Origin of the sequence: Streptomyces erythrochromogenes (assembly GCF_036170895.1) — a bacterium.
Taxonomy (GTDB): Bacteria; Actinomycetota; Actinomycetes; order Streptomycetales; family Streptomycetaceae; genus Streptomyces; species Streptomyces erythrochromogenes.
The window spans coordinates 1,334,360-1,359,663 of the sequence record NZ_CP108036.1 but is presented as its reverse complement, the minus strand read 5'-3'; the positions used below and the strand labels follow the sequence as shown (position 1 = coordinate 1,359,663).

At 73.8% G+C, this 25,304-nt stretch carries 26 protein-coding genes; 15 read left to right on the top strand and 11 right to left on the bottom strand.

Annotated features, from left to right (window positions below):
- Positions 1-138: 138 nt before the first annotated feature.
- The 3 genes from OHA91_RS06550 (at position 139) to OHA91_RS06540 (ending at position 4,319) form a co-directional block, all read left to right on the top strand.
- Positions 139-3,252 carry an AfsR/SARP family transcriptional regulator gene (locus OHA91_RS06550; RefSeq protein ID WP_328741093.1) on the top strand — a complete coding sequence of 1,038 codons (3,114 nt, stop codon included), beginning with the start codon at positions 139-141 and terminating at the stop codon, positions 3,250-3,252.
- A 130-nt stretch (positions 3,253-3,382) separates the two neighbouring features.
- Entirely contained in the window at positions 3,383-3,835 is a 453-nt protein-coding gene (locus tag OHA91_RS06545; protein WP_266493951.1) for a hypothetical protein, read from the top strand.
- Positions 3,836-3,938: 103 nt separating this feature from the next.
- On the top strand, positions 3,939-4,319 hold the full coding sequence (locus OHA91_RS06540) for a hypothetical protein (protein WP_031146929.1): 381 nt from the start codon (positions 3,939-3,941) through the stop codon (positions 4,317-4,319).
- 151 nt (positions 4,320-4,470) lie between these two features.
- Here OHA91_RS06540 and OHA91_RS06535 read toward each other — a convergent pair whose 3' ends face one another.
- Positions 4,471-5,667, bottom strand: coding sequence for an acyl-CoA dehydrogenase family protein (locus OHA91_RS06535; RefSeq protein WP_078959092.1), 1,197 nt, complete (start codon positions 5,665-5,667; stop codon positions 4,471-4,473).
- A gap of 204 nt (positions 5,668-5,871) precedes the next feature.
- Here OHA91_RS06535 and OHA91_RS06530 point away from each other — a divergent pair, with 204 nt between their 5' ends.
- Both OHA91_RS06530 and OHA91_RS06525 read left to right on the top strand, forming a co-directional pair.
- On the top strand, positions 5,872-7,668 hold the full coding sequence (locus tag OHA91_RS06530) for a CoA transferase (protein ID WP_328738807.1): 1,797 nt from the start codon (positions 5,872-5,874) through the stop codon (positions 7,666-7,668).
- Complete coding sequence (locus tag OHA91_RS06525; protein WP_266493958.1) at positions 7,665-9,323, top strand: AMP-binding protein; 1,659 nt, start codon at positions 7,665-7,667, stop codon at positions 9,321-9,323. The genes OHA91_RS06530 and OHA91_RS06525 overlap by 4 nt, the downstream gene beginning before the upstream one ends.
- A gap of 89 nt (positions 9,324-9,412) precedes the next feature.
- Here the strand turns inward: OHA91_RS06525 and OHA91_RS06520 are convergent, their stop codons facing one another.
- From OHA91_RS06520 to OHA91_RS06510, 3 genes are read right to left on the bottom strand one after another with little or no spacing between them, the layout of a single operon-like run.
- The gene (locus tag OHA91_RS06520) at positions 9,413-10,219 is read right to left on the bottom strand and encodes a metal ABC transporter substrate-binding protein (protein ID WP_266493960.1); all 807 of its coding nucleotides are present in this window, start codon (positions 10,217-10,219) and stop codon (positions 9,413-9,415) included.
- Positions 10,177-11,046 carry a metal ABC transporter permease gene (locus OHA91_RS06515; RefSeq protein ID WP_031146938.1) on the bottom strand — a complete coding sequence of 290 codons (870 nt, stop codon included), beginning with the start codon at positions 11,044-11,046 and terminating at the stop codon, positions 10,177-10,179. The genes OHA91_RS06520 and OHA91_RS06515 overlap by 43 nt, the downstream gene beginning before the upstream one ends.
- Entirely contained in the window at positions 11,043-11,678 is a 636-nt protein-coding gene (locus OHA91_RS06510) for a metal ABC transporter ATP-binding protein (RefSeq protein WP_266493963.1), read from the bottom strand. The genes OHA91_RS06515 and OHA91_RS06510 overlap by 4 nt, the downstream gene beginning before the upstream one ends.
- Positions 11,679-11,961: 283 nt before the next feature.
- Between OHA91_RS06510 and OHA91_RS06505 the strand changes: the two genes are divergently transcribed.
- Both OHA91_RS06505 and OHA91_RS06500 read left to right on the top strand, forming a co-directional pair.
- The gene (locus tag OHA91_RS06505; RefSeq protein WP_328738806.1) at positions 11,962-13,374 is read left to right on the top strand and encodes a tyrosinase family protein; all 1,413 of its coding nucleotides are present in this window, start codon (positions 11,962-11,964) and stop codon (positions 13,372-13,374) included.
- A gap of 47 nt (positions 13,375-13,421) precedes the next feature.
- Positions 13,422-14,198 carry a DUF2182 domain-containing protein gene (locus OHA91_RS06500; RefSeq protein ID WP_328738805.1) on the top strand — a complete coding sequence of 259 codons (777 nt, stop codon included), beginning with the start codon at positions 13,422-13,424 and terminating at the stop codon, positions 14,196-14,198.
- Between the two features lie 59 nt (positions 14,199-14,257).
- Here the strand turns inward: OHA91_RS06500 and OHA91_RS06495 are convergent, their stop codons facing one another.
- Positions 14,258-14,674 carry a VOC family protein gene (locus OHA91_RS06495; protein ID WP_031146946.1) on the bottom strand — a complete coding sequence of 139 codons (417 nt, stop codon included), beginning with the start codon at positions 14,672-14,674 and terminating at the stop codon, positions 14,258-14,260.
- 240 nt (positions 14,675-14,914) lie between these two features.
- On the opposite strand from OHA91_RS06495, the gene OHA91_RS06490 reads away from it, so the two are divergent.
- Together OHA91_RS06490 and OHA91_RS06485 are read left to right on the top strand one after the other, a co-directional pair.
- The gene (locus OHA91_RS06490; RefSeq protein WP_031146949.1) at positions 14,915-15,334 is read left to right on the top strand and encodes a TOBE domain-containing protein; all 420 of its coding nucleotides are present in this window, start codon (positions 14,915-14,917) and stop codon (positions 15,332-15,334) included.
- 286 nt (positions 15,335-15,620) lie between these two features.
- Positions 15,621-16,073 carry an iron chaperone gene (locus OHA91_RS06485; RefSeq protein WP_031146951.1) on the top strand — a complete coding sequence of 151 codons (453 nt, stop codon included), beginning with the start codon at positions 15,621-15,623 and terminating at the stop codon, positions 16,071-16,073.
- 55 nt (positions 16,074-16,128) lie between these two features.
- On the opposite strand, the gene OHA91_RS06480 is transcribed toward OHA91_RS06485, so the two are convergent.
- The 4 genes from OHA91_RS06480 to OHA91_RS06465 form a co-directional block, all read right to left on the bottom strand.
- Positions 16,129-16,449, bottom strand: coding sequence for a VOC family protein (locus OHA91_RS06480; RefSeq protein WP_031146953.1), 321 nt, complete (start codon positions 16,447-16,449; stop codon positions 16,129-16,131).
- Entirely contained in the window at positions 16,428-16,985 is a 558-nt protein-coding gene (locus OHA91_RS06475; RefSeq protein WP_158714709.1) for a hypothetical protein, read from the bottom strand. The genes OHA91_RS06480 and OHA91_RS06475 overlap by 22 nt, the downstream gene beginning before the upstream one ends.
- A 443-nt stretch (positions 16,986-17,428) precedes the next feature.
- Positions 17,429-17,887 (bottom strand): GNAT family N-acetyltransferase, encoded by a 459-nt coding sequence (locus tag OHA91_RS06470; RefSeq protein ID WP_031146955.1) that lies wholly within the window; start codon positions 17,885-17,887, stop codon positions 17,429-17,431.
- A gap of 181 nt (positions 17,888-18,068) precedes the next feature.
- A complete protein-coding gene (locus OHA91_RS06465; RefSeq protein WP_328738804.1) occupies positions 18,069-18,485 on the bottom strand; it encodes a VOC family protein in 417 nt (138 codons plus the stop codon).
- A gap of 191 nt (positions 18,486-18,676) precedes the next feature.
- Here OHA91_RS06465 and OHA91_RS06460 point away from each other — a divergent pair, with 191 nt between their 5' ends.
- The 3 genes from OHA91_RS06460 to OHA91_RS06450 all read left to right on the top strand — a co-directional run bounded on the left by OHA91_RS06460 (position 18,677) and on the right by OHA91_RS06450 (position 20,548).
- Positions 18,677-19,339 (top strand): DUF4232 domain-containing protein, encoded by a 663-nt coding sequence (locus OHA91_RS06460; protein WP_158714710.1) that lies wholly within the window; start codon positions 18,677-18,679, stop codon positions 19,337-19,339.
- Positions 19,340-19,451: 112 nt separating this feature from the next.
- The gene (locus OHA91_RS06455; protein ID WP_031146961.1) at positions 19,452-19,727 is read left to right on the top strand and encodes an isoamylase early set domain-containing protein; all 276 of its coding nucleotides are present in this window, start codon (positions 19,452-19,454) and stop codon (positions 19,725-19,727) included.
- 233 nt (positions 19,728-19,960) lie between these two features.
- Positions 19,961-20,548 (top strand): DUF5133 domain-containing protein, encoded by a 588-nt coding sequence (locus OHA91_RS06450; RefSeq protein WP_266493986.1) that lies wholly within the window; start codon positions 19,961-19,963, stop codon positions 20,546-20,548.
- On the opposite strand, the gene OHA91_RS06445 is transcribed toward OHA91_RS06450, so the two are convergent.
- Positions 20,515-21,546 carry a nucleoside hydrolase gene (locus OHA91_RS06445; protein WP_328738803.1) on the bottom strand — a complete coding sequence of 344 codons (1,032 nt, stop codon included), beginning with the start codon at positions 21,544-21,546 and terminating at the stop codon, positions 20,515-20,517. The genes OHA91_RS06450 and OHA91_RS06445 overlap by 34 nt on opposite strands.
- A 203-nt stretch (positions 21,547-21,749) precedes the next feature.
- On the opposite strand from OHA91_RS06445, the gene OHA91_RS06440 reads away from it, so the two are divergent.
- Entirely contained in the window at positions 21,750-22,529 is a 780-nt protein-coding gene (locus OHA91_RS06440) for a VOC family protein (RefSeq protein ID WP_037631568.1), read from the top strand.
- Between the two features lie 16 nt (positions 22,530-22,545).
- Here the strand turns inward: OHA91_RS06440 and OHA91_RS06435 are convergent, their stop codons facing one another.
- Positions 22,546-22,968: a methyltransferase gene (locus OHA91_RS06435; RefSeq protein WP_051892699.1), complete on the bottom strand. Its 423-nt coding sequence runs from the start codon at positions 22,966-22,968 to the stop codon at positions 22,546-22,548.
- A gap of 485 nt (positions 22,969-23,453) precedes the next feature.
- Here OHA91_RS06435 and OHA91_RS06430 point away from each other — a divergent pair, with 485 nt between their 5' ends.
- On the top strand, positions 23,454-24,452 hold the full coding sequence (locus OHA91_RS06430) for an ATP-binding cassette domain-containing protein (protein ID WP_328738802.1): 999 nt from the start codon (positions 23,454-23,456) through the stop codon (positions 24,450-24,452).
- Positions 24,449-25,264, top strand: a complete 816-nt coding sequence (locus OHA91_RS06425; protein ID WP_031146971.1) for an ABC transporter permease — start codon at positions 24,449-24,451, stop codon at positions 25,262-25,264. Before OHA91_RS06430 ends, OHA91_RS06425 begins: the two co-directional genes overlap by 4 nt.
- Positions 25,265-25,304 lie beyond the last annotated feature (40 nt).

The window sequence follows — 25,304 nt, the reverse complement described above, 5'->3', positions numbered from 1 at the left end:
CTACGCCACATCCGCCAACAGTGAAACCGGAGGTCCGGTGCAGGGCGTGCACCTCAGTGGGGGCCGACACGTTGTCCCCGAATGCGGAACGTGAAATCGGGGGACGTGGTGGACCTTTGCCTTCTGGGTCCGGTCGAGGTGTTGAGCGGGGGACACAGGATCGCGCTGAACGGCGCCAAACCGACCGCGATACTCGCGGCTCTCGTCGTGCATCTCGGTGAGGTGCTGTCCGTCGAGCGGCTCGTCGACCTGGTCTGGGAAGAGGAGCCGCCCGCCACCGCGCGGGCGCTCGTCGCGTCGCACGTCTCCGGACTGCGCAGGGCCCTGGCCGGTACGCAGGGCGCGGAGGCCATCCGTACCCGCACACCGGGATACGTCGCCGAGTTCCCGCCCGCCGCCGTGGACGCCCGCTGCTTCGAGAAGGCGTTCGCGGCCGGCCGGAAGGCGGCCGTCGACGGGCGGGCCGAGGAGGCCGTCGAGACCCTGCAAGCGGCGTCGCGCCTGTGGCGCGGCCGGGACGCCCTGGAAGGGCTCGGTCAGTCCTTCGCCCGTGTCGAGGCCATGCGCCTGAGGGAACTCCGGCTGGAGGCGCAGGAGTTCCGCTTCTCTGCCGAACTGGACCTGGACCGTCGTACGGATCTCGTCTCCGAACTGGTGGCCCACGTCGCCGCCCACCCCCTCAGGGAGCGCCCGCGCGGCCAGCTGATGACCGCCCTGTTCCGCGCCGGCCGGATGCCCGACGCGTTGCGCTGCTACGAGGAGGGCCGCCGGCTGCTCCGTACGGAACTGGGCGCGGACCCCGGCCCGGAACTGCGCGCGCTGCACCACGCCCTGCTCCGGGCGGACACGACGGTGCTGGGGCCGCCGGCCGCCCCAAGAGCCGCGCTCGCCGGGAAGAGACACGTGCACGCACCCGCGGCGGCTCCCCCGCGCTCGGGCGAGGACATGCCGGCAACCCGCCGTGCCGACCGGTCCCACGACGGCACCGGCCGTCCGGTGCCCACCCAACTTCCCCCCGATGCAGCTGACTTCGTGGGCCGTACGGCACAGACGGCCTGGGCGACCGCCCTGCTCGGGGAGGGCGACCCGCTGCGCACCGCACCGCGCATCGGGGTGATCTCCGGCCGGTCGGGCACCGGCAAGACCGCCCTGGCCGTCCACGTGGGCCATCGCACCGCCGCGCTCTTCCCCGACGGACAGCTCTTCGTGGACCTGCGTGCCTCGGACTCCGAGCCGGTACGGACCGCGGACGCCCTGGCCAGACTGCTGCGTGCCCTCGGGGTGGACCCGGAGGCCCCGGCGCGCGACGAGGAGGACCTCCTCGGGCTGTACCGCACGCACATCGCGCGCCGTCGGGTCCTGCTCGTCCTCGACAACGCTGTCAGCGAGGCCCTGCTGCGCCCGCTGCTCCCGCCCGGCGGCGGCTCGGCCGTGCTGATCACCGCCCGCCGCCGGCTCGTCGCGCTGGAGGGCGCCGCCCACCTCGATCTGGGGGTGCCGTCCGAAACCGAGGCACTGGACCTGCTGGCCCGCGTGGCCGGTCCGACCCGGCCCGCGCTGGATCCCGACCGGGCCGCCGAGATCGTCGCGCTGTGCGGTCGGCTTCCGCTCGCCGTCCGCATCGCCGGTGCCCGTCTCGCCGCCCGCCCCCACTGGACACCGGCACGGCTCGTGTCGCGCCTGAGGGACGAGCGCCGTCGGCTGGACGAACTGCAGGCGGGCGACCTGGAAGTGCGCGCGAGCCTCGGAATGGGCTACGCGGACCTGGACGAGCAGGAGCAGCGCGCCCTGCGCCGCCTGGCCCTGATGGATCTGCCCGACTTCGCGGCGTGGGTCGCCGGGCCGCTCCTGGACGTGAGCGAGGACGACGCCGAGGACGTGGTCGAACAACTCGTCGACTGCCACTTCGTGGAGGTCGTGGGCACCGACGAGACGGGCAGGACGCGCTACCGGATCCACGACCTGGCGCGCGAGTACGCCCGGGAGCGCTGCTTGGCCGACGAGTCCCCGGAGGAACGGGAGACGGCGGTCCGCAGACTGGTCGACCGCTGGCTGGCCATGGCCCGCATCGCGGCGGCCCACGGCCCGGGCGGCGCTTCACGGCTCCTCCCCGTCACCGCTACGGGCGGGCCGACACGGGTAGCGGGCGAGCCGGTCCCGCCGACGGAGGCGTCGGCCCACCTGGCGGACGAGCCAGCCGCGTGGTTCGCCGCCGAGCAGCCGTGTCTGCTGGCCGCCGTCATCCACTGCGCGGACCACGGAATGTTCGACGCCGCCCGCGAACTCGCCGCCACCCTCATGGCCGCATCCGTGGCCCTCTACAACCAGTTCGACGCCTGGTCCCGTTCCCACGACGTGGCCCTGGCGGCGGTACGCCGGGGCGGGGACGTCGAGGGCGAGGCCTGGCTGCTGAACGGTCTGGGCCAACTCCGCCTGGAGCAGGACCGCTTCGACGAGGCGTACGCGTTCTTCGCCCTGGCGCTGCGTCTGTTCGAGGAGCGGTCCGTACGCACGGGCTGCGCGGGCGCGCGGGCCGGCATGGGCGCGGCCCGCCGCGAACAGGCCCGCTTCGACGAGGCGCTGGCCCTGCTGACCTCGGCGCTGGAACAGTACCGGGAGCCGGAGGACATCGCGTCCATGGCCCATGTGCTGTACGGCATCGGGTTCGTCCACCGGGAGCAGGGCCGCGACGACGAGGCGTGGGAGGCGATCTCCCGCGCCCACCGCCTGTACGTCACCGCCCGGGACCGGCACGGCGAGGCCCTAGCCCTGCGCTCACTGGGCCTGTGCCACCGGGCGCGGGGTGACCTGGCGGGTGCGGAGGCCCTGCTGCGGCAGTCCCTCGCCATCTTCGAGGAGACGGACGACTCCTACGGCGTCATGTACGCGAGCCTGTCGCTGGCCAAGGTCGAGTTCCGGCAGGGCCGGACGACCGAGCCCCGGCAGCGGCTCGACCGGTGTCTGGAGATCACCCGCAAGCGTCAGGACGTGTTCGGCGAAGCCCTCGTCCTGCGCACCTTGGGCGAGTGGCACCTCGCCGCGTCCGACTGGGACACGGCGACCGAGACCCTGCGACAGTCCCTCGTACTGTGGGACAAGCTGCAACTGCCGCTGTGGCGCGCGCGCACCCTGCGGGACCTGGCCCACGCCGCACTCGCCCAGGGCCGGACCGCAACGGCGCGCGAGTTCGAGCAGGAGGCGCACGAGGTCTTCCGCCGGCTCGGCACCCGCGAAGCGCTCCCGGGGCCCTGAGGCAGCCACCGTGGGACGAGGCACTCGGTCCGGCACGCCGCCACTCATACGAGAGGCGGCCACCCCCCGTCGCCGGTGTGCACGGGCCGGTACCCGCCGCCCGCGACCACTGCCGGAAGAGGCTTCCACCATGACGAACACGTCACCGCGCACGCTCCGAGGGCTGACCACGGCCCTCCTCGTCGCCGCCGCGGCGCTGGCCGTTCCCGCGACCGCGACCGCGTCGGCGACCGGGCAGCCGACGGCGACCCTGCGGCCCGCCGTGGCCGATGCCGCGGCGATGGACTTCACGGAGGTCCACGTGTGGGCGACCGGAGTCAACGTCCGCAACGCCGACTCGGGAATCCCCTTCGAAACGTGCAAGACCTTTCCCTCCCGGCAGAACTGCCACGCCGTGGCGACAGTGTCCCGGACCACCGTGACCGCCTACTGCCAGAAGCAGGGAGAGCTCATCAGCGACTCGGGTTACAGCAGCCGGTGGTGGACGTACGTGAAGTCACCGAGCGGACCGTGGGGCTGGGTCAACAACGTGTACATCACGGGGGACGAGCACCTGGCGCACGTCAGCGACTGCACGTTCTGACAGAAGACACCCGTGAAGGCGGCCCCGCGGCACGGTCATACGGACGTACCGGCCCTTCCGTCGTAGAGCCGGACAGCAAGCGTTGATGACAGAGGGGAAGACAATGGCGAAGCGATCCACGAGGTTTGCGGCGACAGGGCTCGCGCTCGGCGCGGCCCTCTCCCTGCTCGGCACCGCCGGGGCCGCCGAGGCCGCACCTTCCGGCACCAGCGGCTACGCGGCGACGGTGCAGGCCCACAGCAATCTGCGTGACGCCCCCAGGACCAACAGCCGGATCTGGGGCACCACGACGAAGGTGACCGAGGCCGGCGTCGCGTGCTACACCCGCGGTCAACGCGTCACCGCGGGCGGATACACCACGGACGTCTGGTACTTCGGCACCGTCATCGACTACGACATCGGCCACATCTACAGCAACGTGTGGATGTGGGGCGGCAACGTCAACGTGGGCGCCGACCCGGCCCCCGGCATCCCCGGCTGCTGACCGACCCACCCCGTCAGGTCCCCGCGCGATCCACGCCCCGAGGCCTCCGTCCTGTACGGACGCCCGGGGCGCGGCCGTGTCCGCGACGAGGCACTGCACTCCGTGTCCGCGCTTGCGCTCCGCGGGCCCGGCGAGTTCCGGAAGAGACGGCCTAGCCGGCGCGGCCGTAGGTGCGCAGTACGCGGCGGGCCACCGCGGTGATGTGGAGTTCGTCCGGGCCGTCGAGGATGCGGGCGGCGCGGCCGGTGCGGAAGAGGGCCGGGAGCGGGGTGTCCGGGCCGAGGCCGGCGGCGCCGTGGATCTGGATCGCGGAGTCGGCGACCTGCTGGAGCATGCGCGCGGCGGCGACCTTGGCCAGCCCCACCTCCGTACGCGCGTCCCGACCGGAGGCGATGAGCGCCACCGCCTCCCGGACGAGGGGCCGGGTGGTGCGCAGCGCGAGCAGGGCGTCGAAGACGTGCGCCTGCACCAGTTGCTGGTCGGCGAGCGGCCCGCGGGACCCGTCGTGCGTGGCGGCCCGTTCGCACATCAGGTCGAAGGCCCGCTGCGCCTGGCCGAGCCAGCGCAGGCAGCGCAGCGTACGGCCGAGCTGAAGCCGCTCCCCGGCGATCGCCAGGGCCTCGCCGGGCTCGCCGAGGAGGTGGTCGGCCGGCACCCGCACCCCGTCCAGGGCGATCTCGTACTGGCCCGGGGCGCCCAGCACGGGGAGTTCGCGCACCACGCGGAAGCCGGCCGAGCCGGTGGGCACGAGCAGCAGCGACAGCCCCTCCCGGTCTCCGGCGGCCCCGGAGGTCCGGGCCATGACGGTCACCAGGTCGGCGCCGGCGGCGCCCGAGGTGAACCACTTGCGGCCGGTGACCAGCCAGCCCCCGTCCGGGTGCCGTTCGGCGCGGGTGGCGGTCCGGAACGGGTCGGTGCCTGGCACCCCCGGCTCGGTCATGGCGTAGCAGGTGCGCACCTCTCCGGCGACCAGCCGCTTCAGGTACGCCTCGCGGACCTCGGGCCGCCCGAACCGCGCCAGCATCGTCACGTCGAGCAGCGGGGCGGATCCCAGCGCGGCGGGACCGTGGTCACTGGCCCCCTCCGCCTCGGCGAGCTCGGCGTAGGCGCCGAAGGACAGTCCGCCGCCGCCCAGTGCGGCGGGGAGCGGCAGGGCCCACAGCCCCTCGGCCCGGGCCTCGGCGCGCAGCGCGGCCAGGGCCTCGGCGGCCTCGGGACCGCCCCCGTCCAGTACGGACTCCCGGGGGAACACCCGGCCCCGGACGAACCGGGCGACCCGCTCCCCCCAAGCGGCTGCCTCCGGCTCCCGTCGTGCGGATCCGGCGCCGTCCGTACGGGGATCTTCCACTGTGTGCCTCCTCCTGCCCGGGAACTTCCGGGACTCGTGCGGACTTCCGGAAAGTTTCGGGAGCCCGGCGCGAACTCGCGGGAACTCGCACGAACGGCCGACCGACTGTCTGTTCGTGGAACTGGTCGGGCGCGGACGCTCCCGGGTTCCCGAATTCCGCAAGACCCGGGCCGCGGCCACCGCCGCGGCCAGGAGAGGAGAGGCATGGCGTCACCAGCAACCACGCAGACGGTCCGGCCGCTCGACACACTGCGCTTCGACACCTCGGGGCCGCCGCAGATCACGAGCGTCGTCGCCGATCACCTGCGGCTGCTCGGCGCACGGACGGACCGCCCCGGCCCGGCCGGTCACGGGGACGCGCCCGCCGCCGGCACCACGCTCACGGGCGCCGGCTTCGAACCGGCGCACGCCACCGCCGGCTGGGCGCACCCCGCGAGCGGACTCGCCGACGAGGCCACGGTGCAGGCCGCCACCGGCATGATGGCCGTGCACGGGCGGCGGGACGGCACCCCGCGCGGACTGGCCGTCGACTACGCCGCCACGGCCGCCGCCGTCCTCACGGTGCAGGGACTGCTCGCGAACCTGGTGGGCCAGGCCCGCGGCGGCGCCGCCGCCCAGGTCACCACCGGCGCGGACCGGGCCGGGCTGCTCGCCGTGTCCCAGTACCTCGCGGCCGCCGGCGCCGACGAGGGCGAGGCGGCCGAAATCGCCGCCGGCGGACCGCCGTTCACCTCCGCCGACGGGATCCTCTTCGAACTGGAGACGCTCGACCCGGGAGCCTGGGCCGCCTTCTGGAAGGCGCTGGAAGCACCGCAGGAAGCCCTCCGGACCGGCTGGCGGCCCTTCCAGTTCCGCTACGCCACCGCCTGCGCCCCCCTCCCGCCGGCCCTCCACACCACCGCGCGGTCCCACGGCTGGGACCGGATCCGCCTGGCCGCGGCCGCCTCCGGTGCCGAGGTGTGCGCGCTGCGCTCCCTCGCGGACCGGGCGGCGGAACACGACGGCGCCGCACCCTGGTTCCTGACCCCGGCGCCGCGCGGGGCACCGGCCGGCGCCCCGGGCCGCCCGTCGATCCCGGCGGCCGGCCGGCCGCTCGCCGGGCTGACCGTGCTGGAGGCCGGCCGCCGCATCCAGGCGCCGCTCGCCGCGCACCTGCTCGGCCTGCTCGGCGCCGACGTGATCCGCATCGAACCGCCGGGCGGCGACCCGCTGCGCGGCATGCCCCCCGCCTGTTCCGGGATCTCCGCCCGCTGGCTCGCCCTCAACCGCGGCAAGCGGGCCGTCGAGATCGACATCAAGGCGGAGGCGGACCGCGACCGGCTGCGGGAGATGGCGGCGCACGCCGACGTCTTCCTGCACAACTGGGCGCCGGGCAAGGCCGCCGCCCTCGGCCTCGACGCCGACGACCTCGCACGGGTCAACCCCGCGCTCGTCCACGCGTACACCAGCGGCTGGGCCGGCCGGCTCGACGACGCCCCCATGGGCACGGACTTCATGGTCCAGGCGCGTACGGGGGTCGGCGAGGCCGCCCGGCCCGAGGGCGAGACCCCCGCGCCCTCGCTGATGACCCTCCTCGACGTCCTCGGTGGACTGCTGGGAGCCGAAGCCGTTCTCGCCGGGCTGATGCTGCGCGAACGCACCGGCCGCGGCGTACGGGTCGACTCCTCCCTGCTCGGCGCGGCCGACACCCTCACCGGCCCCGCCCTGCGCCGGGCGGCCCGCGGGGAGAACCCCCGCCGCCCGGCCGGATTCCGCCACCCGCTGGCCACGGCCGACGGCTGGGTCGCCCCCGCCGACGCCGATGCCCGCGCCGCGGCCGGCCACGACCTGCGCGGCCTGCCCACGGGAGAGGCACTGTCCCAGCTGCGCGAGCACGGCCTGACCGCGGCCGCCGTCACCACCGAACTGTCCGACCTGCACCACGACCCGCGCTTCGCCGGCTCGATCGGCCGCGACGCGCACGGCGCCCCCGCAGTCCCCGACCCCTGGAGCTTCGTATGACCGCCGACAGGCTCGTACTGCGTGACCTGCTGCCCCCCGAACTCCGCCGTTCCTGGGTGGTCGACGGCACCTGCCCCGACCTCGACCTCTACAGCCTCTTCCGTGCCCGCCAGATCGCCGACCTGCACCGCACCGCCGTCATCGACGCCAAGGGCAAGCTCTGCTACACCGCCCTCGACCGCAAGGTCCGATGTCTGGCCACCGGCCTGAGGGACCTCGGGATCGGGCCGGGCGACGTGGTCGGCGTCCAACTGCCCGACGGCCGGAACGCCGTCATCGCCGACCTGGCGCTGGCCGCCCTCGGCGCGGTCTCGCTGCCCTTCCCCGTCGGCCGGGGCGTCCTGGAGGCCGAGTGCCTGCTGCGCCGCTCCGAGGCCGTCGCCGTCATCGCGGCGACCGAGCACCGCGCGTTCCGGCACGCGGCCGATCTGCGCACCCTGGCCGGGGCACTGCCACGCCTGCGCCACGTCATCGCCGCCGGGCGGCCGGGCACCATCCCTGACGGAACGATTCCGCTGGCGGAACTGCTGCGCCGCGACCCCGGCGGGTTCGTGCCCGCCCGCCCCGACCCCGACAGTGCCGCACGCATCCTCGTCTCCTCCGGCTCCGAGGCCGAGCCCAAGATGATCGCGTACTCCCACAACGCGCTGGCCGGCGGCCGCGGCAACTTCCTGGCCTCTCTCATCCCCGACGGGACCCCGCCGCGCTGTCTCTTCCTCGTCCCGCTGGCCTCCGCCTTCGGGTCCAACGGCACCGCGGTCACCCTCGCCCGGCACGGAGGCACCCTCGTGCTGCTCGACCACTTCACCGCGGACGCCGCGCTCGCCGCCGTGCGCGAACACCGGCCGACGCACGTCCTCGGCGTACCCACCATGGTCCGCATGATGCTCGAACGCCTCGACGGGACGGGCGAGGAGCTGCCGTCGCCCACCGCCCTGGTTCTCGGCGGGGCGCCGCTCGACGAGACCACGGCGGCCGCGGCGGCGCAGGCCTTCGGCTGCTCCGTGGTCAATCTCTACGGCTCCGCCGACGGGGTCAACTGCCATACGGGGCTCGGCAGTACGGTGCCGCCCACCGACGGCTCCGGCGTCGTCGCCGGCCACCCCGACCCCCGGGTCGCCGAGATCCGCATCGCCGACCCCGACACGCACCAGCCGCTCCCCGACGGCGCCGTCGGCGAGATCATCTCGCGCGGCCCGATGACGCCGCTGTGCTACGTCGGCGCCCCCGAGCTGGACGCCCGCTACCGCACGCCCGACGGCTGGGTCCGCACCGGCGACCTCGGCTACCTCGACGCCGAGAGCGTCCTGCACGTCGTCGGCCGCCTCAAGGACATCGTCATCCGCGGCGGAGCCAACATCAGCCCGGCCGAGGTGGAACGCGAACTCACCGCGCACCCCCAGGTCCGCGACGTGGCCTGCGTCGGAGTCCCCGACCCGCTGATGGGGGAGCGGCTCGCGGCCTGCGTCGTGGCCCGGGGGGCGCAGGCCCCCACCCTCGCCTCCCTCGGCGAACACCTGACGGGGCGCGGCCTGGAGCGGCGCAAGCACCCCGAGCAGCTCCTCGTCGTCGCGGAACTGCCCCTGACGGCGGCCGGCAAACCGGACCGCGCCGCCCTGCGCAAGCGCCTGACGGAGAGCAGCGCCCTGGTATAGACGGGCAGACGGGCCGTTGCCCGACCCGGGCGGCGGCCCGGAGAGGGCCCGGCGGGCGTCCCGCCGGGCCCTCTCCCGCCCCCCGAGGGTCAGGGGGTGCCCATGGCCTTCTTCAGCTCCGCCGCCGCGTTGCGGTAGACGGGCAGCAGATCGAGGTCGTCCCCCGGGTAGTTGACGATCTTCACCTGCTTGGCGCCGGAGTCCGGCAGGACCGCTCCGGTCGACATGTGTGCGTTGTCCAGCACCAGTGAGGGCTTCTTCGCGGCGAGCTCGGCGAGCTGCGCCGGGGTCACGGCCTCCGGCCCGTACGTACCCACCGTGGTGGCGCCGGCGAGCTTCGCCGACCACGCGGTGAAGACCTGGGTCACGACGGACGGGCTGCGGCCGCCGGGCCAGGCGGCCTGCAGGTCCTTGTTCAGCTTCGTGTACTCGGCGTCGAAGCCGGTCTTCCACTGCGCGGCGGCGTCCGCCGTGCCGAACAGCCCTGCCAGGCGGCCGACTTCGGCCGACACCTTGGCGGGGTCGTTGTCCAGCTCCACTTCGACGAGCTTCGCCTTGGACCCCGCGGCCTCCTTGATCTTCGCGGCGTACGGCTCGAAGGGCGCGTACAGCACGAAGTCGGCCTTGGCCACGGCGGCGAGGTCCGAGGGCTTGGGGTCGTAGTCGGGGGCGTGGTGGACGGACTGCGGCACGATGACCTTGATGTCCTCGGCGCCGGCGGCCTTCGCGAAGGCGCCCTCCCAGGTGGTCGTGACCACGACGGACGGCTTGCCGGTGCGCGGCTGCTCCTGGCCCTCGCCGGAGGTGGACGAGGCGTCGTTCCCGCAGCCGGCGGTCAGGAAGAGGGCCGCGCTCAGTGCGAGGACGGCAGGGATACGGACGCGGGTGCGCGCCATGAGCTGATTCTCCGTTCAGGTATGAAATGCACCGCGAGGACCAGCGCCCCCGCGGTCAGGACGAGGACCGGGCCGGGTGGCCAGTCCAGCCACAGGGCCAGCAGGAACCCCGTCAGGTTCACCGCGACGCCGATGCCGACCGCCCACAGGGTGATCGACTTCAGCGAGCTGCCCAGGCGGCGCGCGGCGAGCGCGGGCAGCAGGGTCAGCGCGTCGACGAGCAGCGCGCCGGTGAGTTTGATGGCCCCGGCGACCGCGACGGCGACCAGGACCAGGAGTGCGGCCGTCAGCGCCCGCACCGGGACACCGGAGCACTGGGCGAGCTCGCGGTCGTACAGCAGCAGCCCGATCTCGCGCCGCCGCCACCAGAACAGGCCGGGCACGGCGACGGCGAGGACCCCGAGGACGACGAGGTCGGGCGTGCCGACGGACAGGATCGACCCCCACAGCAGGGCGAAGGCGCCGGAGGCGTTGACGCCCGACACGGCCAGCAGCAGCAGCGCCGCCGCGATGGCCAGGCTCATCAGTAGCCCCATCGCCCCCGACAGGCCGTCGGGGGTGCGGGCGAGAGGCGCCACGCCCGCGCCGGCCAGCGCACACGCCACCAGCGCGCACAGCATGGGGTCGAGCCCGGTGAGCAGGCCCACGGCGATGCCCAGCAGGGCCACGTGCATCATCGCGAACCGGACCGGCATGATGTCGAGCCCGACGATGACGACGCCGATGACCGGCAGCCCGACCGCCGCCAGCAGCAGCGCCGCTCCCGCCCGCTGCACGGGCAGCAGCTGGAGGAGTTCGCCGAGGTCGGCGGTGGCCAGGGTGGTCACCGGACCTCCCGCAGCCGGCCCGCGGCCATCTCCAGTACGCGGTCGCACCGCTCCGCCAGGGTCCGGTCGTGCGTCACCACGATCAGGGTCACCGGCAGCGAGGTGAGGACGTCCGCGGCCTCCGCCTGCCCGTCGAAGTCGAGGGCGGCCGTCGGCTCGTCCGCCAGGAGCAGCTCGGCTCCCGCGGCCACGCATCCGATCGCCCGGGCCAGGTACATGCGCTGCAACTGGCCTCCGGAGAGGGTGTGCAGGGGCCGCCCGGTCAGCGCGCCCACCCCGAGCCGGTCCGCGGCCTCGGCCGCTTCCGTCGGGGCGTTGCTGCCGGCCAGCAGCTCGGTGCCGAGCAGCGGGAAGCGCCCGGCGGCCGGCTTCTGCGGGATCCAGGCACAGGCCCGGCGCCGCCACGCCCACTCGGCGGGGGAGCGGCCCTCCCGGCCGCCGACCAGGATCGAGCCCGCCGTCTGGCGGTGCAGGCCGAGGACGGCACGCAGGAGGGTGGATTTGCCCGAGCCGTTGGTACCGGTCAGCGCCACGCGCTCACCAGCGGCGATCTCCAGGTCCACGTCGGCGACGGCCTCCACCCGGCCGTGCCGGCAGACGACCCCCCGCATGCGCACGTCCAGTCCGCCCATCACACGCCTCTCGATCGTCCTCGCCCCGCGCGGGACGGCGCGGCTCCGCCTCCCACGTTCCAGTAGTCGGACGCGGGGCGTCCGGGGTTCCCGCCGATCTGCAACGGAATGCGCGGGTGCAGGCGCGGGCGCAGGCGCGGGAAGGGATCCGGGGGCTCGGGGATGCCCCCCTTTGGGCCTGCTGTCCGCGCGCCGGTTCGATCGCTGCATGCCTTTTCGGTAAGTTCCACCCGATTCCTGACGGAAGGCGGACTCGATGGGCAGCCCTGAGCAGGTGGCGCACGTGCGCAGGAACGTATGGACCCTCCCGGCCGGCGACCTGACACTCGCCCACTATGCGGCGGCCGTGGCCGAGATGAAGGCGCGGGACCCCGACGACCCCACCGGCTGGACCTACCAGGCGGCCGTCCACGGGACGGGCACGACGCCCCCGAGGCCGCTGTGGAACGGCTGCAAGCACGGCTCCTGGTACTTCCTCGCCTGGCACCGCATGTACCTCTGGTACTTCGAGCGGATCGTCCGTGCGACCGTCGTCCAGCTGGGCGGCCCGGCCGACTGGGCGCTGCCGTTCTGGGACTACGACGCCGACCGGGAGCAGGCCCGGATCCCGCCGGCCTTCCGCGACGAGGAGGGCGGCGCCAACCCGCTGTTCGCCGAGCGGGCGAACCTGATCAACGAGGGCGAACCCCTGCCCTTCGAGATCACCTCCCCGGCCTACGCGATGGGGCGCACCCAGTTCGTCGGCGAAGCCGAGTTCGGCGGGGGCATCACGCCGAACGGCAGCACCTTCTGGAACCGCAAGGGTGCTCTGGAAGACACGCCGCACAACGCCGTGCACAGCCACATCGGCCGCTTGATGGGCAGGACCACCACGGCCGCGCTGGATCCGGTCTTCTGGCTCCACCACGCGAACATCGACCGCCTGTGGTCCCTGTGGTCGAGCAGTACCGGGCACAGCAACCCGGACGACCCGCGCTGGATCACCCAGGAGTACAAGTTCTTCGACGCGGACGGGAGCCAGCAGAGCCTGGCGGCGTCCGACATCCTCGACACGGCCGGCCAACTCGGCTACACCTACGAGTCGCCCGTGCCGATCTCCCCACCGGTTCCGCTGCCGCCCTCCGCGACGAGGTTCCCCGTGCCCGAATCGACGAGCGGACCGAGCGCCTCGGCGCCGCCCCCGCCCCGACGCCGTGAGATGGCCGGCTCGTCGGAACAGCCCCTGCGCCTCGTCGGCCGCGCCGAGAGCATCGCCGTACCGATCGACCGGCGCACCACCAGGCCGCTGGGCGAGGCACTCGGCGTCGACGAACCCGAGGCCGACCGGCACGTCTACCTCAACGTCGAGGACATCGAGGGCGACACCAACCCCGACAAGGTCTACGGCATCTACGTGAACCTGCCCGAAGGGTCTTCCCGCGAACAGGCGGAGGGCCACCGGGTCGGCAACCTGTCGTTCTTCGGCATCGAGCGGGCCCAGGACCCCCGGGGCGACGAGCACCCGCACGGCCTGCGGGTGAGCGTCGAGATCACCCCGCTCGTGCGCAGGCTCCAGGCGGAAGGTGCCTGGGACGAAGCCCGGTTGAGCGTCACGTTCCGTCCGCTCGGAGCGGTGGCGGCGGCGGAGGAGGCTGCGGGCGAGGCGGACGAGGACCCTCCGGTCGAGATCGGGCGCGTCAGCCTCAGCTACTCCTGATGGTCCTGGCGGGCGGGGCGCGGGCGCGGTCCCCACGGACGGCGTCCGTGCCCCGACGGCCGTGGGCGCGTGTCACCTTCCCCTACGAACTGGTGGCCCTCGCCGCCTGGATCGCCGTGATCGCGCTGACCGTGACCGGGGCGGTGCACGGCGCCCACCCCGCGGGCCCCGCCCCCGCCGGTGAGTCGCCCCACCACCACGTGAGCCCGGCGCAGACGGCCCACGGCACATCCGGCTTCGGTGGCACCGCAGGCTTCGGCGGCCTCGCGACGTGGGCGCTGATGTGCGTCGCGATGATGGTGCCCGCCGCGCTCCCGGCGCTCGCGCACGTGGGAACGAACAGCCTGCGCCGGCGCCGGCAGCGCGCGATGGCCGGCTTCGCCGCCGTCTACCTGGCGGTGTGGACCGGCTACGGCGCACTGCTCGCCGCGTCGGCCCCGCTGTGGTCGCGGCTGCCGGGCGACGCCGTACTGGCCTGCGCGCTCGCACTGGCCGCCGCCTGGCAGTCGACGGTCCACAAGCGGCGCGCCCTGCGCGACTGCCACCGCTCCTCGCCGCTGCCGCAGAGCGGCCCGCGCGCCATGACGGGCACCGTCCGCTTCGGGCTGCGCCACGGAGGCGCCTGCCTGCGGTCGTGCTGGGCGCTGATGGCGGTGATGGCCGCGGCAGGCGGAGGTACGGGCATGCTCGCCTGGATGGCGCTGCTCACCGGGATCGTCACGGCGGAGCGGTTCACCCGCAGGCCGGGCCGCACCACGCGACTCGCCGCCGTGGCCCTCGCGGCGGCCGCCCTGGCGGCCGCCCTCGCACCTGCTCTGACCTGACCGGCCGGGCGTCGTACCGGGCTGTCGCCACCCCGTACGACCTCGCTCTGCACCAGCCTTCAGGAGGGCACGTCCTGGAGGTTCAGCTGCCAGGACACCCCGAAGCGGTCGTTCACCCAGCCGAAGCGGGCGCTGAAGCCGTACGAGCCCACCGGCATGAGCTCCTTGCCCCCGTCGGCGAGGGCCGCGTAGAGGCGGTCCAGCTCGGCGGCGGAATCGCACTCCACGAAGAGCGAGACCGCCGGGGTGAAGCCGAACTCGTGCTTGACGTAGCTGTCGATGCACATGAACCGCTGGCCGGCGAGCGAGAACGTGGCACGGAGCACGGTGCCCTCCTCGCCCGGGCCGTCGGGACCGTAGCGGGTGATGTCGACGACCTCGGAGTCGTCGAACAGGGAGGCGTAGAAGGTCAGCGCCTCCTCCGCCCGGCCCTCGAACATCAGGAACGTGGTGATCTTCTGCGGTGCCGAGGCCATCGAGCCGGTCCTCCGGGTGACGGGGCGGGAGCTTCCGGGCCGAGGCTAGAACACGCAACCGACAATCCGGCGAAGGCGGCCATCGCGACGCGCGTTCGCGGCAGGGGCGGCCAGCCAGGAGGGTGGTTCCGGTTGGCGGATGAGAGGTGCCCGGAGCGAACCCGGACGAACCCTCCTACTGTCGATCACGCACGGTCTGTTCGGCCCGTGCACCGTGTTCACACAAGAGGTCGAACCTTCATGAGTCTCAGCATCCGCAACCAGATCGCAGGCACCGTCACCGCCGTCACCGCCGGCGAGGCCATGGCGGCGGTCAAGGTCCGTCTGGAAGGGGGCCAGGACATCACGGCGGCCATCACCGCCGACGCCGTCAAGGACCTCGGCATCACCACGGGCTCCGCGGTCACGGCACTGGTCAAGGCCACCGAGGTGGCCCTGGCCACGGGCCCGGTCGAGAACATCTCCATCCGCAACCAGCTCGGCGGCACGGTCGTCGACGTGGCCGCCGGCCCGGCCATGGCGGCGGTACGCGTGGACGTGAACGGCGGCGGCCTCACCGCGGCCGTGACCGCCGACGCGGTCGAGGCGCTGGGCCTGGCCGCCGGCTCGCCCGTCGTGGCCCTGATCAAGTCGACCGAGATCTCCCTCGCCACCGCCTGATCCGCCTTCAGATGTCCGGCGCCCGCGCCGAACCACACGTGGGGGACCGTGCTGACGTAGCGCGCCCCGCACCGGTCCGACGGGACCACCAGCTGCAGGTGTGCGGGGTGCGCTTGCGGAATGTGTCAGTCAGATAAGCCGGCAAGTGCGTCGGATTCCAGGAATTCATCTGGCAACTGCGGTACTTGTCAGTAGCTTCAGGGATTTCCCGATGCCGATGCCGGTGGGGCGGGATAGGGTCCCCCCAAGTCCCGCACATGCGAGGTCCTCTAGGGGGAGATCAGCCATGAGCAGCACGGAAAGCGCCAAGCACGAGGGATTCACGGCCGAGGAGCGGGCCGCGATGAAGGACCACGCCCAGGAACTCAAGACGGCGGCGCGGCGCAGCTCGCGCGCGGACAAGGCGGCGGCGGCCGAGCAGGACGTGCTCGCGAAGATCGCCGAGATGCAGGACTCGGACCGGATCATGGCCGAGCGCGTGCACGCCGTCATCACGGCCAGTGCGCCGTCCCTCGCGCCGAAGCTCTGGTACGGGATGCCGTCCTACGCCCTGGACGGGAAGGTCGTCGTCTTCTTCCAGAGCGCGGAGAAGTTCAAGGCCCGTTACGCCACCCTCGGGTTCAGCGACGTTGCGAAGCTCGACGAGGGCACGATGTGGGCGGCCGGGTTCGCCCTGACCGAGGTGACGCCCGAGGCGGAGGAGAGGATCGCCGCGCTCGTGAAGCAGGCGGTGGGCTGAGGCGGGCCGCGGGGGCCGGCCCCGGCCCCCGCGGGGAGCGCGTTCGCCGCGCCGCTCAGGAGCCGGTCGTGGTGCCGCCCGGCTCCTGGACGGTCAGGACGACCGTCCGGCCGTCCGGGTCGGTCAGGGTGTGGCGGCCGGCGGGTCGACCCCCTGCGCGGTGCGCCGCGACCGTCAGCCCGAGGCGCACGTACCCGGTCGCCGGGCGGCGCGTGGCCGGGTACAGCTCCAGGACGCCGCCGTCGGCGAGGGTCGCGGCGTAGTGGTCCGGCCCGGTGCCGTGCCTCTCCGGTACGAGGTCGAGCCCGAGGCCGGCGTAGAAGCCTCGGCACTCCTCCAGCCGGGCCGTGTAGATCACGAGCAGGTCGATGCCCACATCCGTTCCTTCCCCTGCGGCCGGCCGGTGGCCTCCGTGCGAGGCGACCGGCGCGTCCGCCGGGTACTCCGGTAGTGGTCGTCCCGGACGACCACCACGAACCGTACAGCTGGGCCTGCCCCCGGGCCGGGCGAAGTACCGGATGCGCAGGCGGGCGGGCCCCGCCGCTCGCCGTCCGCGGCCGGTACCTGCGCGGTCGTAGAACTCGCCAGGTCGCAGGGCCGTGGTCGAGGGCTACTGCGGTCCGGTTCCGGGCGGGCGGGGCGTATCGGGGGACTCACGAACAGCGGTACGGGCGAGGCGAGGTGGTGCAGGCTCTCCAGCGCGACGACCGACCCCGGCGAATGGGCCACCACCACGGCCGGCCCGTCCCCGACCGCCTCGGCGACCCGGGCGCGGATGCGGCCGTCGAAGCTCGTGCCGTGCGCGTCGGGCTCCTTGCGCGCCAGATAGCGGGCCACCTGACTGAGGTGGCTGACCATCACCTCGGGAGTGACGTAACGGGCCGCGGCTCCCCAGGGCTTGAGGGAGAGCACGGTCGTCGCGACGTTGAGGGCCCTGCGGTCGACCGCCAGGCTGCCCTGTTCCTGGGGCCTCGATTCGGCCTGCGCCGGGCGTCTTCCAGGATCCTGCGGTCGTCCTCGCCGGTGTTCTCCTCGGACAGCCCCTCCACCCAGGCGACCAGCGGCCCGGCGAAGATCTCCGACTCCGCGTCACCGACGGTGTCCGGGGCGTCGCCGCCGTGCGCCTGCGCCCGCCCGAAGAGGTCGGTGTAGTGGACTAAGACGTGACGGTCCGGCGGCCCGTCCGAGAACAGCGCGCGGGCGGCGGCGGAGTGCCCGGCCTCCCGCATGCCGGCGGCCAGCGCCCCGGTCCAGGCGGTGAGTTCCCGGACGGGGTCGCGAGGACCGCCGATCCCGTGGACGAACACCAGACGCGACTGCCTCGACCGCCTCCCCGTGGCAAGCGCAGTGTCCAGTCAGGGGCGGGCCGGGGGCATGTCGTAGGTGACCCACAGGGTGCGCGTGGCCACCTGGTCGTACTTGGCCCGCGCGCGGTGGTTGTCGTCCGCGGTGATCCAGCGGACCACGCTCCAGCCCCGTTCGGCCGCGAGCTCGCGCAGCGCGCCGAGCAGCAGGTCCGCGGCGCCCGAGCCGCGGTGCTCCGGGGCCACGAACAGGTCGTCGAGGAAGCAGCCGACCGTCGCGGACAGGGGCCGGGCGAACGGACGGTAGTGCGCCAGGCCGAGGAGCCGGCCCGTGGTGTCCTCGGCCACCAGCGCGCCGACCTCGTGGCCGGGGTCGTTCACCCACGACCACACCGTGGCGGCCGCCTCCTCGGTCTGCTCCACCTCGTAGAAGTCGGCATAGCCGCGGTACAGGGCGCGCCACTGCGCGAAGTCCCCGGGGCGTACGGCGCGCACGGTGATGTCGGACATGGGGCTGGACTCCTGTGATCGAAGGCGGGGCGGGGCGGTCGCCCGTGCTCCCGCACGTGCGGAGCATCGATCATGCTGGAGTCCGGCCGGCGAGGCAGGTGCCGCGGTGTCGAAACGGGGACGGCCGCAGCTCCACCGTGGAGGTGGCGCGGGAGCGCCCGCCCCGTTCGACGGCGCCGGGTCAGCCCTCCGACGTGCTGATGTTGACGAGCCAGGTGATGCCGAAGCGGTCCGTGCACATGCCGAAGACGTCGCCCCACATCTGCTTCTCCAGCGGCACCGAGACCGTGCCGCTGCCGGAGAGCGCGTCCCAGTAGCCGCGCAGCTCGGCGGTGTCCTCCCCGCTGACGCTCACCGAGATGTTGTTGCCCGGGCTGTGCTGCGTACCCGGGGGGTTGTCGGCGCCCATGAGGGTGAAGCCGCTCGCGGTCTCCAGCATGCCGTGCATGATCCGGTCGGCGGCGTCGCCGGCCTCCTCCCCGCCGAAGTCGCCGTACGTGTTCAGCGCCAGGGTGCCGCCGAAGACCTCCTTGTAGAACTCCATGGCCTGCCGGGCGTCGCCGTCGAAGCTGATGTACGGGTTGAGGCGAGAAGGCATGGAACATTCCCTTCCTGATGGTCTGGTGCGATGTCAGGTTAGGCGAGGCGTGGGCGGCGCGCCGGGAACCGTGGTGGACTCGGCAACGGCCCGTCACCAAGCTGTGAAGCTTCGGCGGGATCCTGGTGCCAGGCCGCCGGAACCGGACCGGCCCTGCCCCGCGCGTGTCGCGCCTCATCTGGGGGAACACCATGAGCACCGTACGCAGAACCGCCGTCGCCCTCGCCGCCCTGTCCGCACTGGCGCTGACCGCTTGCGGGCCCACCGGGGACGACACGGCGGGCGGGACCGGCACGCCGTCCGCGGGCACGCCGACCGCCGGCTCGTCCCCGTCCGGATCCGCCGCGCCGTCGAAGTCCGCGACACCGACGGCGAAGCCGGCCAAGCCGACGAAGTCCGCCGGATCCCCCGGCTCCAAGGCACCGACCGACCCCGACTTCGACGTCTTCCCGTGCAGCACCCACGACGTGACGTTCACCGCGAGCCTGGCGGAGCCCACGACCAGCAGTTACCTGCTGAAGATCACCAACAAGGGAACGAAGGCGTGCAAGGTGCTCGGGCACCCGGTCGTGACCTTCGGCGCCCTCGACGGGCAGGCCACGGAACGGGGCACGGCCCCCGGCATCGAGGACGCGATCAGGCTCGCCCCGGGCAAGTCCGCCTACGCCGGCCTCATGGGCGGTGCCGTCGACGGCACCGGCAAGACCGTCGACTCGATCGCGATGACCATGAACACCGAGTCCGACCTGGTGCAGACACCGCTCAAGGCGTCGACCCCCGGCCTGTACGTCTCCTCCACCAAGAACTCCGTGACCCCGTGGGTGGACAACGCCGAGGACGCCCTGAGCCTGTAGCCCCGACGGGTGACCCTGACCGCGCTGCGGCGGGTCGCGGGTGGGCGCCGCGGGGGGCCGTCAGGATGACTCCGGAAGAGTGGGGCCGTCCATGACGCAGAAGGAGCACTTCATGCTGGAAAGACAGCGTCGCAAGAACACCACCGCCGTCACCTTCGTGCTGCCCGGGGGCGACCCGCCCGGCCCCGTCAGCGTCGTGGGGACGTTCAACGGCTGGCAGCCCGGCGCCCACGTACTCGAACCCCGTCCCGACGGCATGCGGGCGGTGACGGTCGCGCTGCCCGCCAAGTCCACGCACGCCTTCCGCTACCTCGCGGCCGGGGACTACTGGTTCAACGACGCGGGCGCCGACGGGCACGACGGCCCCAACAGCCGTCTGGACACGTGACGTCCGCCCGCTGAACCGCTGAACCGCTCAGCCGAACGCTCCGCACCGGCACCCGCCGCTGCGGAGCGTTCGCGCGTCACGAGCGGTGCGGAGCGCCGCGCAACGTCAACCCACGGCTCCGGGGTTCCCCACATCGGGCGATCCGCTCGCCGGCGCCCGCGTGGGTGCGCCGACCGCCCGTCCGGAGGTGCTACACAGCGGCATCCACCCGGACAGACCCGAGGAGCGGACGGATGATTCAGAGCCCGGCGGCCCGCGGCCGCACGGAAGGCGGCGCCGCCGTGACCGACGGGGAGGCCGGCGCGGACGGCCTAACGGACCGGGCCGCGCTCGCCGGCGCGACCGGGATGGTGATGGCCCTGGTGCCCTGCACCGCCGAGAGCGCCCGGCGCGTCCTCGGCAACGCGGCCCAGGCCGCGGGCGTCACGCTCCCGCTCATGGCGCGCACGGTCATCGCGACCCGCACCGCCCCCGGGGACGCCGACCCGGACTGCGAGCGGGCCCTGCGCGCGGAGATCGGGCACGCCCGGACCCCCTACCCCCCTGCTCCGCCCGCCTCCGGGACGCTCCTGCCGTCCCCGCACGTGCTGCGCCGGCACCTGAACCACCTGCGGGCCGTGCGCCGCCGTACGCTGGCCTCGCCGGGCGACCCGGCGCTGCGCGCCGCGATGGAGGACGCCGCGTACACGCTGTGCGTCCTGATGGGCCAGCGCAACGCCCACAGCGCGCTGCTCGCCGCCGAGGAACTGGTGGCAGCCCACCGGCTTCCCCCGTCCGAGGGGCCCGATCAGGTGCGGCCCTCCGCGGGCGGCGCCGACTGACCCGTACCGGAGCCGCCCAGTGCCGCCACGGCCGCCAGCAGCCGGTCCCAGAACAGGTCGGCCCGCAGCCCGACGGCGACCCGGGCGTTCGCCGACCGCCCCAGGGTGCCGTGCAGGTCCACCACGGTCGCCCCGCGCGTGTGCCTGCCGTGGAGTTCCACGGCCACGTGCGCGTCCACGCAGGTGACCATCCCGGGGTCGATGACCCGGGCCACCGCGACCGGGTCGTGCACCGGGGGAGCGCGAAACCCCCACAGCTGCCGGTAGGTGCCCGCGAAGAAGTCCAGCAGCTCGGCGCAGATCCGCCCGAGGTCCGTGTCCAGCGCCTCGAAGCGGGCGACGACCTCGGGCGTCGCGAGGGCCTGGTGGGTGACGTTGAGCCCGCACATGGTCACCGGTACGCCGCTGCGGAAGACGATGTCCGCGGCCTCCGGGTCGGTGTGGATGTTGAACTCGGCGGCCGGGGTCCGGTTCCCCCGGTCCGTGGACCCGCCCATCAGCACGATCTCCCTGATCCGGCCAGCCAGCTCGGGATACCGGGTCAGCAGCAGGGCGATGTTCGTCAGGGGCGCCGTCGGCACCAGCGTGACCGGCTCCGGATGCCCGGCCAGGATCCGCCGCAGCAGCTCCACCGCGTGCTCGGGCTCGGCCGCCAGGGACGGCTCGGGGAAGCGGGGGCCGTCCAGTCCCGACACTCCGTGGACGTCCTCGGCGACCCGCAGCGGTTCCACCAGCGGTGCCGCGCACCCGGCGGCGACCGGGACGCCGGTGATGCCGGCGACGGTGCACACCCGCAGGGCGTTCAGGGTGGTCTTCTCCAGGGTCTGGTTGCCCGCCACCGTGGTGACGGCCAGCAGGTCGACCCCCGGGTCGCCCGCCGCGAGCAGGATCGCGAGGGCGTCGTCATGCCCAGGATCGCAGTCGATGACGATCGGAACGGGAGCAGGAGCAGGAGCAGGAACAGGGACGGGAGCAGGAACGGGAACGGGAACGCTCAAGGCCGGACACCTCTCCTCGGTCCGCCGCCGCCGCGGCGCGGGCCACCTGGTCCAGTGTGCGCACCGGAGGGCCGGCGCACAGTGCTTCCGTCGGCCGACGCGGCGCGGATGGTCCGTTTCGTCCGTTTGTGTTAGGAGTGGGGCGGACGGGGCAGCCGCCCTGCGGCGGGACCGGATGCCGGGCGGCGATCGGAGGCGGTGCGATGACCACGAACAGCCGTGACGTGTTCGGCGTGCCCTGCTGGGTCAACCTCACGGCTCCGGGCCTCGCCGAGGCGGAGGAGTTCTACGCGGGGGTGCTGGGCTGGACGTTCCGGGCCACCCGGCTCGGCGAGAACTTCCGAGCGGCCCTGCTGGACGGCCGGCCCGTCGCCTCGGTCGGCGCACTCGCCCCGAGGCTCGGCGTGCCGACCGCGTGGACGCCGTACTTCGCCGTCGACGACGCGGAGGTGACCGCCGCCCGGGTCCGTGAGCGGGGCGCGACGATGGCGGTCGGACCGCTCGCCTTCGCCACCGGGAGGGCCGCGCTGGCCGCCGACCCGTCCGGGGCGGTCTTCGGCTTCTGGGAGGGCGAGGTCGTCCAGGAGTGGCACGCCGGGCAGGAGGACGCCGCGTCCTGGGTGGAGCTCCGCACCCGCGACGCGTTCGCCGCCGCGGTGTTCTACGGGGAGGTCCTCGACTGGGCCTGCGAGCGGCCCGGATGCTGCGACGTGGCCTACGAGCACGACCACGTCGTGGTGCGCCGCGGCAGCCAGACCGTCGCGCGGATCGACGCCGGAGCCGTGGAGAACGCCCCCGACCCGCAGGTCCGGCCCCGCTGGCACGTCCACTTCGCCGTGGCCGACCTGGACGGGGCGATCGACCGGGCGGTCCGGCACGGGGGCGCCGCCGTGACACCCGTACGGTCCTCCCCGACGGACCGCCGGGTCACCCTGCGCGACCGGAGCGGTGCCCTGTTCACCATCAGCGAGGGCGCCGTCTGAGCGGTCCCCGGAGGCGTCAGCGGGCGGGTGCCAGCTCCCACAGGCGGTGGTCCCAGCCGATGTCGCGGCGCGAGGCGACGCGGAGCCCGGCCAGTGCGGCGATGCGCTCGAAGTCCCGCTCCGTGCGCACGCCCGAGCCGAACGCCGCCTTCAGCCGCAGGTGGTGCAGGGCGGCCTCGGTGTCCAGCTCGATGCCGTCCGCCCCCTCGACCTGCTCGACCAGCAGCAGCGCGCCGCCCGCGGGCACCGCGGCGGCGTTCTCGCGGAGCGCGAGCACCGCGTCCTCGTCGGGGAGCTGCTCCAGCAGCCGGCACAGCAGGACGGTGCGGTCGCCCGCCGGGACCGGCCCGCTGGTGGGCACCAGCTGCACCCGGTCGAGCACCGCGGAGTCCAGCACCCGGTCGGCGACCGTGCGCAGCGCCGACGGCAGCGCGGCCACGCGGACCCGCAGGGTGGGGAAGGCCGCGGCGAGGGTGCCCGGTGCGCACCCCCGGGGCGATCCACGGGGCCTCGTCCTCCACGGCCTCCCGCGCGGACGCGCCCAGACGCTCGTCCGCGGCCAGGGCCACGGCGAGCGGGGCCCCGGACGCGGTACGGAAGCCGGCCCGGCCGGTGCGCAGCGTCTCGTGCAGACCGGACAGCGAGAGGTCCAGCGCGGCTTGCGCCCCGCGCAGGTCGTACTCCTCCAACGAGTGGTCGTCCTCGACGAGTTCCTCGCCGACCGGGGTCAGCCGGTAGCCGTCCGGGCCGGCCGGGAAGACCTCCCACTCGACGAGGTGGGCGAGGAGCGCGGTCAGTGTCCGCGGGTCGGCGCCGCACCGGCCCGCGCCGCCCGGGCCGTCCGCCCGGCCGGACAATGTCAATGGTGTGCGTCACAGTTGAGGGAAGTGGCAGCAGCACGTACTCCCGTCCGGGGTGATCTCCATGCAGTACGCGATCCGGGCCGAAGGCCTGGCGAAGCGGTTCAAGCAGACCCGTGCACTGGCCGGCGTGGACCTCCAGGTGCCCGCCGGCAGCGTCCTCGGCCTGCTCGGACCCAACGGCGCGGGCAAGACGACCGCCGTCCGCATCTTCGCCACCCTCCTCCAGCCGGACGACGGCCGCGCGGAGGTCGCCGGGTACGACGTGGTCCGGCAGGCGGGCCGGGTCCGTTCGGCGATCGGGCTCACCGGCCAGTACGCCGCGGTCGACGAGAACCTGACCGGCACGGAGAACCTGCTGATGATCGGGCGGCTGCTCGGCATGCCGCGCGGCGCGGCCCGGGCCCGGGCCGCCGAACTGCTCGACCGCTTCCAACTGGTCGAGGCGGCGGGACGGGCCACCAAGACGTACTCCGGCGGCATGCGGCGGCGTCTCGACCTCGCGGCGAGCCTGGTGGGGCGGCCGCAGATCCTCTTCCTGGACGAGCCGACCACCGGGCTCGACCCGCACAGCCGCGGCGAGGTGTGGGGCATGCTGCGCGGCCTCGTCGCCGAGGGGGTCACGGTGCTGCTGACCACGCAGTACCTGGACGAGGCGGACCGGCTGGCCGACAGCATCGTCGTGATCGACAAGGGCACGGTCATCGCCGACGGCACGCCCGACGAGCTGAAGGCGCAGGTCGGCGGCCAGGTGCTGCAGCTGCGGCCGGCCCGGGCCGCGGACCTCGCCCCGGCGCACGCCCTGCTCGCCGAGGCCGCGGGCCCCCTGGCCGAGATCGACGGCGAGGAGATCACCGTGCCGGTGAAGGACCCGGAGCTCATGCCGAGCGTGGTCCGTCGGCTGGACCACGCGGGCATCGCCGTGGCCGAGCTGACCCTGCGGCGCTCGTCGCTCGACGAGGTGTTCATGGTCCTGACCGGCCACCGGGCGCAGCCGCAGACGCCGGCGGCCGACGGTGACGGTGACGACGAGCAGTACGCGACCGCCGGGAGCCTGTCATGACCACCGCCTCCGCACCCGTGACCGGCACCCTGGGCGGCAGCGGCCGGGTACGCCCTCTGGCGGCGCTGCGGCAGACCGCGACGCTCGCCTGGCGCAGCCTGGTCTCCGTCAAGCACAACCCGCTGGAGCTCGTCGACTACAGCATCTCGCCGATCATGTTCGTCTTCCTGTTCACCTTCGTCTTCGGCGGACAGATGGCCGGATCCCCGCAGGCGTACCTCCAGTACGCGCTCGCCGGGATCATCGTCCAGAACACGCTCTTCATGAGCATGTACACGGCCATGGCGCTGAACACCGACCTCACCAAGGGCGTCTTCGACCGCCTCCGCAGCCTGCCCATCGCCCGCTCGGCGCCGCTCCTCGGGCGCATCACGGCCGACCTGGCCAAACAGCTCTGGGCGATGCTCCTGATGATCGCCCTGGGCACCCTGCTGGGCTTCGAGATCACCGGCGGCGTCGCCGGCTTGGTCGGCGGACTGCTGCTGCTCCTGGTGTTCGCCGCGGCCGTCTCGTGGACGGCCGTGCTGATCGGGATGCTGGCCGGCGACGCGGAGAAGGTGCAGGTCTTCGCCTTCACGCTGATCTTCCCGATCACCTTCACGAGCAGCGCGTTCGTGATGGTCGACACGATGCCCGGCTGGCTCCAGGCCTGGGTGGAGGTCAATCCCGTCACCCAGCTGTCGGACGCCTTCCGCGGACTGCTGCTCGGCACCCCCGCCGGCGAGCCGATCATGTGGTCCCTGATCTGGGCCGCGGGCATCGCGATCGTCTTCGTCCCGCTCGCGATGCGGGCATACCGCTCCCGGGTCTGACCTCTCCCGGTCCGGCCTTCGCGGGGCCGCCGGGATCCGG

Coding starts and splice junctions, on each gene's coding strand:
- OHA91_RS06510 (WP_266493963.1), bottom strand. CDS start 11,678: ATGGGCGGACTGGACGTGCGCATGCGGGGGGTCGTCTGCCGGCACGGC.
- OHA91_RS06495 (WP_031146946.1), bottom strand. CDS start 14,674: ATGGCCTCGGCACCGCAGAAGATCACCACGTTCCTGATGTTCGAGGGC.
- OHA91_RS06545 (WP_266493951.1), top strand. CDS start 3,383: ATGACGAACACGTCACCGCGCACGCTCCGAGGGCTGACCACGGCCCTC.
- OHA91_RS06465 (WP_328738804.1), bottom strand. CDS start 18,485: ATGCCTTCTCGCCTCAACCCGTACATCAGCTTCGACGGCGACGCCCGG.
- OHA91_RS06485 (WP_031146951.1), top strand. CDS start 15,621: ATGAGCAGCACGGAAAGCGCCAAGCACGAGGGATTCACGGCCGAGGAG.
- OHA91_RS06430 (WP_328738802.1), top strand. CDS start 23,454: ATGCAGTACGCGATCCGGGCCGAAGGCCTGGCGAAGCGGTTCAAGCAG.
- OHA91_RS06470 (WP_031146955.1), bottom strand. CDS start 17,887: ATGTCCGACATCACCGTGCGCGCCGTACGCCCCGGGGACTTCGCGCAG.
- OHA91_RS06525 (WP_266493958.1), top strand. CDS start 7,665: ATGACCGCCGACAGGCTCGTACTGCGTGACCTGCTGCCCCCCGAACTC.
- OHA91_RS06540 (WP_031146929.1), top strand. CDS start 3,939: ATGGCGAAGCGATCCACGAGGTTTGCGGCGACAGGGCTCGCGCTCGGC.
- OHA91_RS06460 (WP_158714710.1), top strand. CDS start 18,677: ATGAGCACCGTACGCAGAACCGCCGTCGCCCTCGCCGCCCTGTCCGCA.
- OHA91_RS06425 (WP_031146971.1), top strand. CDS start 24,449: ATGACCACCGCCTCCGCACCCGTGACCGGCACCCTGGGCGGCAGCGGC.
- OHA91_RS06455 (WP_031146961.1), top strand. CDS start 19,452: ATGCTGGAAAGACAGCGTCGCAAGAACACCACCGCCGTCACCTTCGTG.
- OHA91_RS06440 (WP_037631568.1), top strand. CDS start 21,750: ATGACCACGAACAGCCGTGACGTGTTCGGCGTGCCCTGCTGGGTCAAC.
- OHA91_RS06450 (WP_266493986.1), top strand. CDS start 19,961: ATGATTCAGAGCCCGGCGGCCCGCGGCCGCACGGAAGGCGGCGCCGCC.
- OHA91_RS06490 (WP_031146949.1), top strand. CDS start 14,915: ATGAGTCTCAGCATCCGCAACCAGATCGCAGGCACCGTCACCGCCGTC.
- OHA91_RS06520 (WP_266493960.1), bottom strand. CDS start 10,219: ATGGCGCGCACCCGCGTCCGTATCCCTGCCGTCCTCGCACTGAGCGCG.
- OHA91_RS06530 (WP_328738807.1), top strand. CDS start 5,872: ATGGCGTCACCAGCAACCACGCAGACGGTCCGGCCGCTCGACACACTG.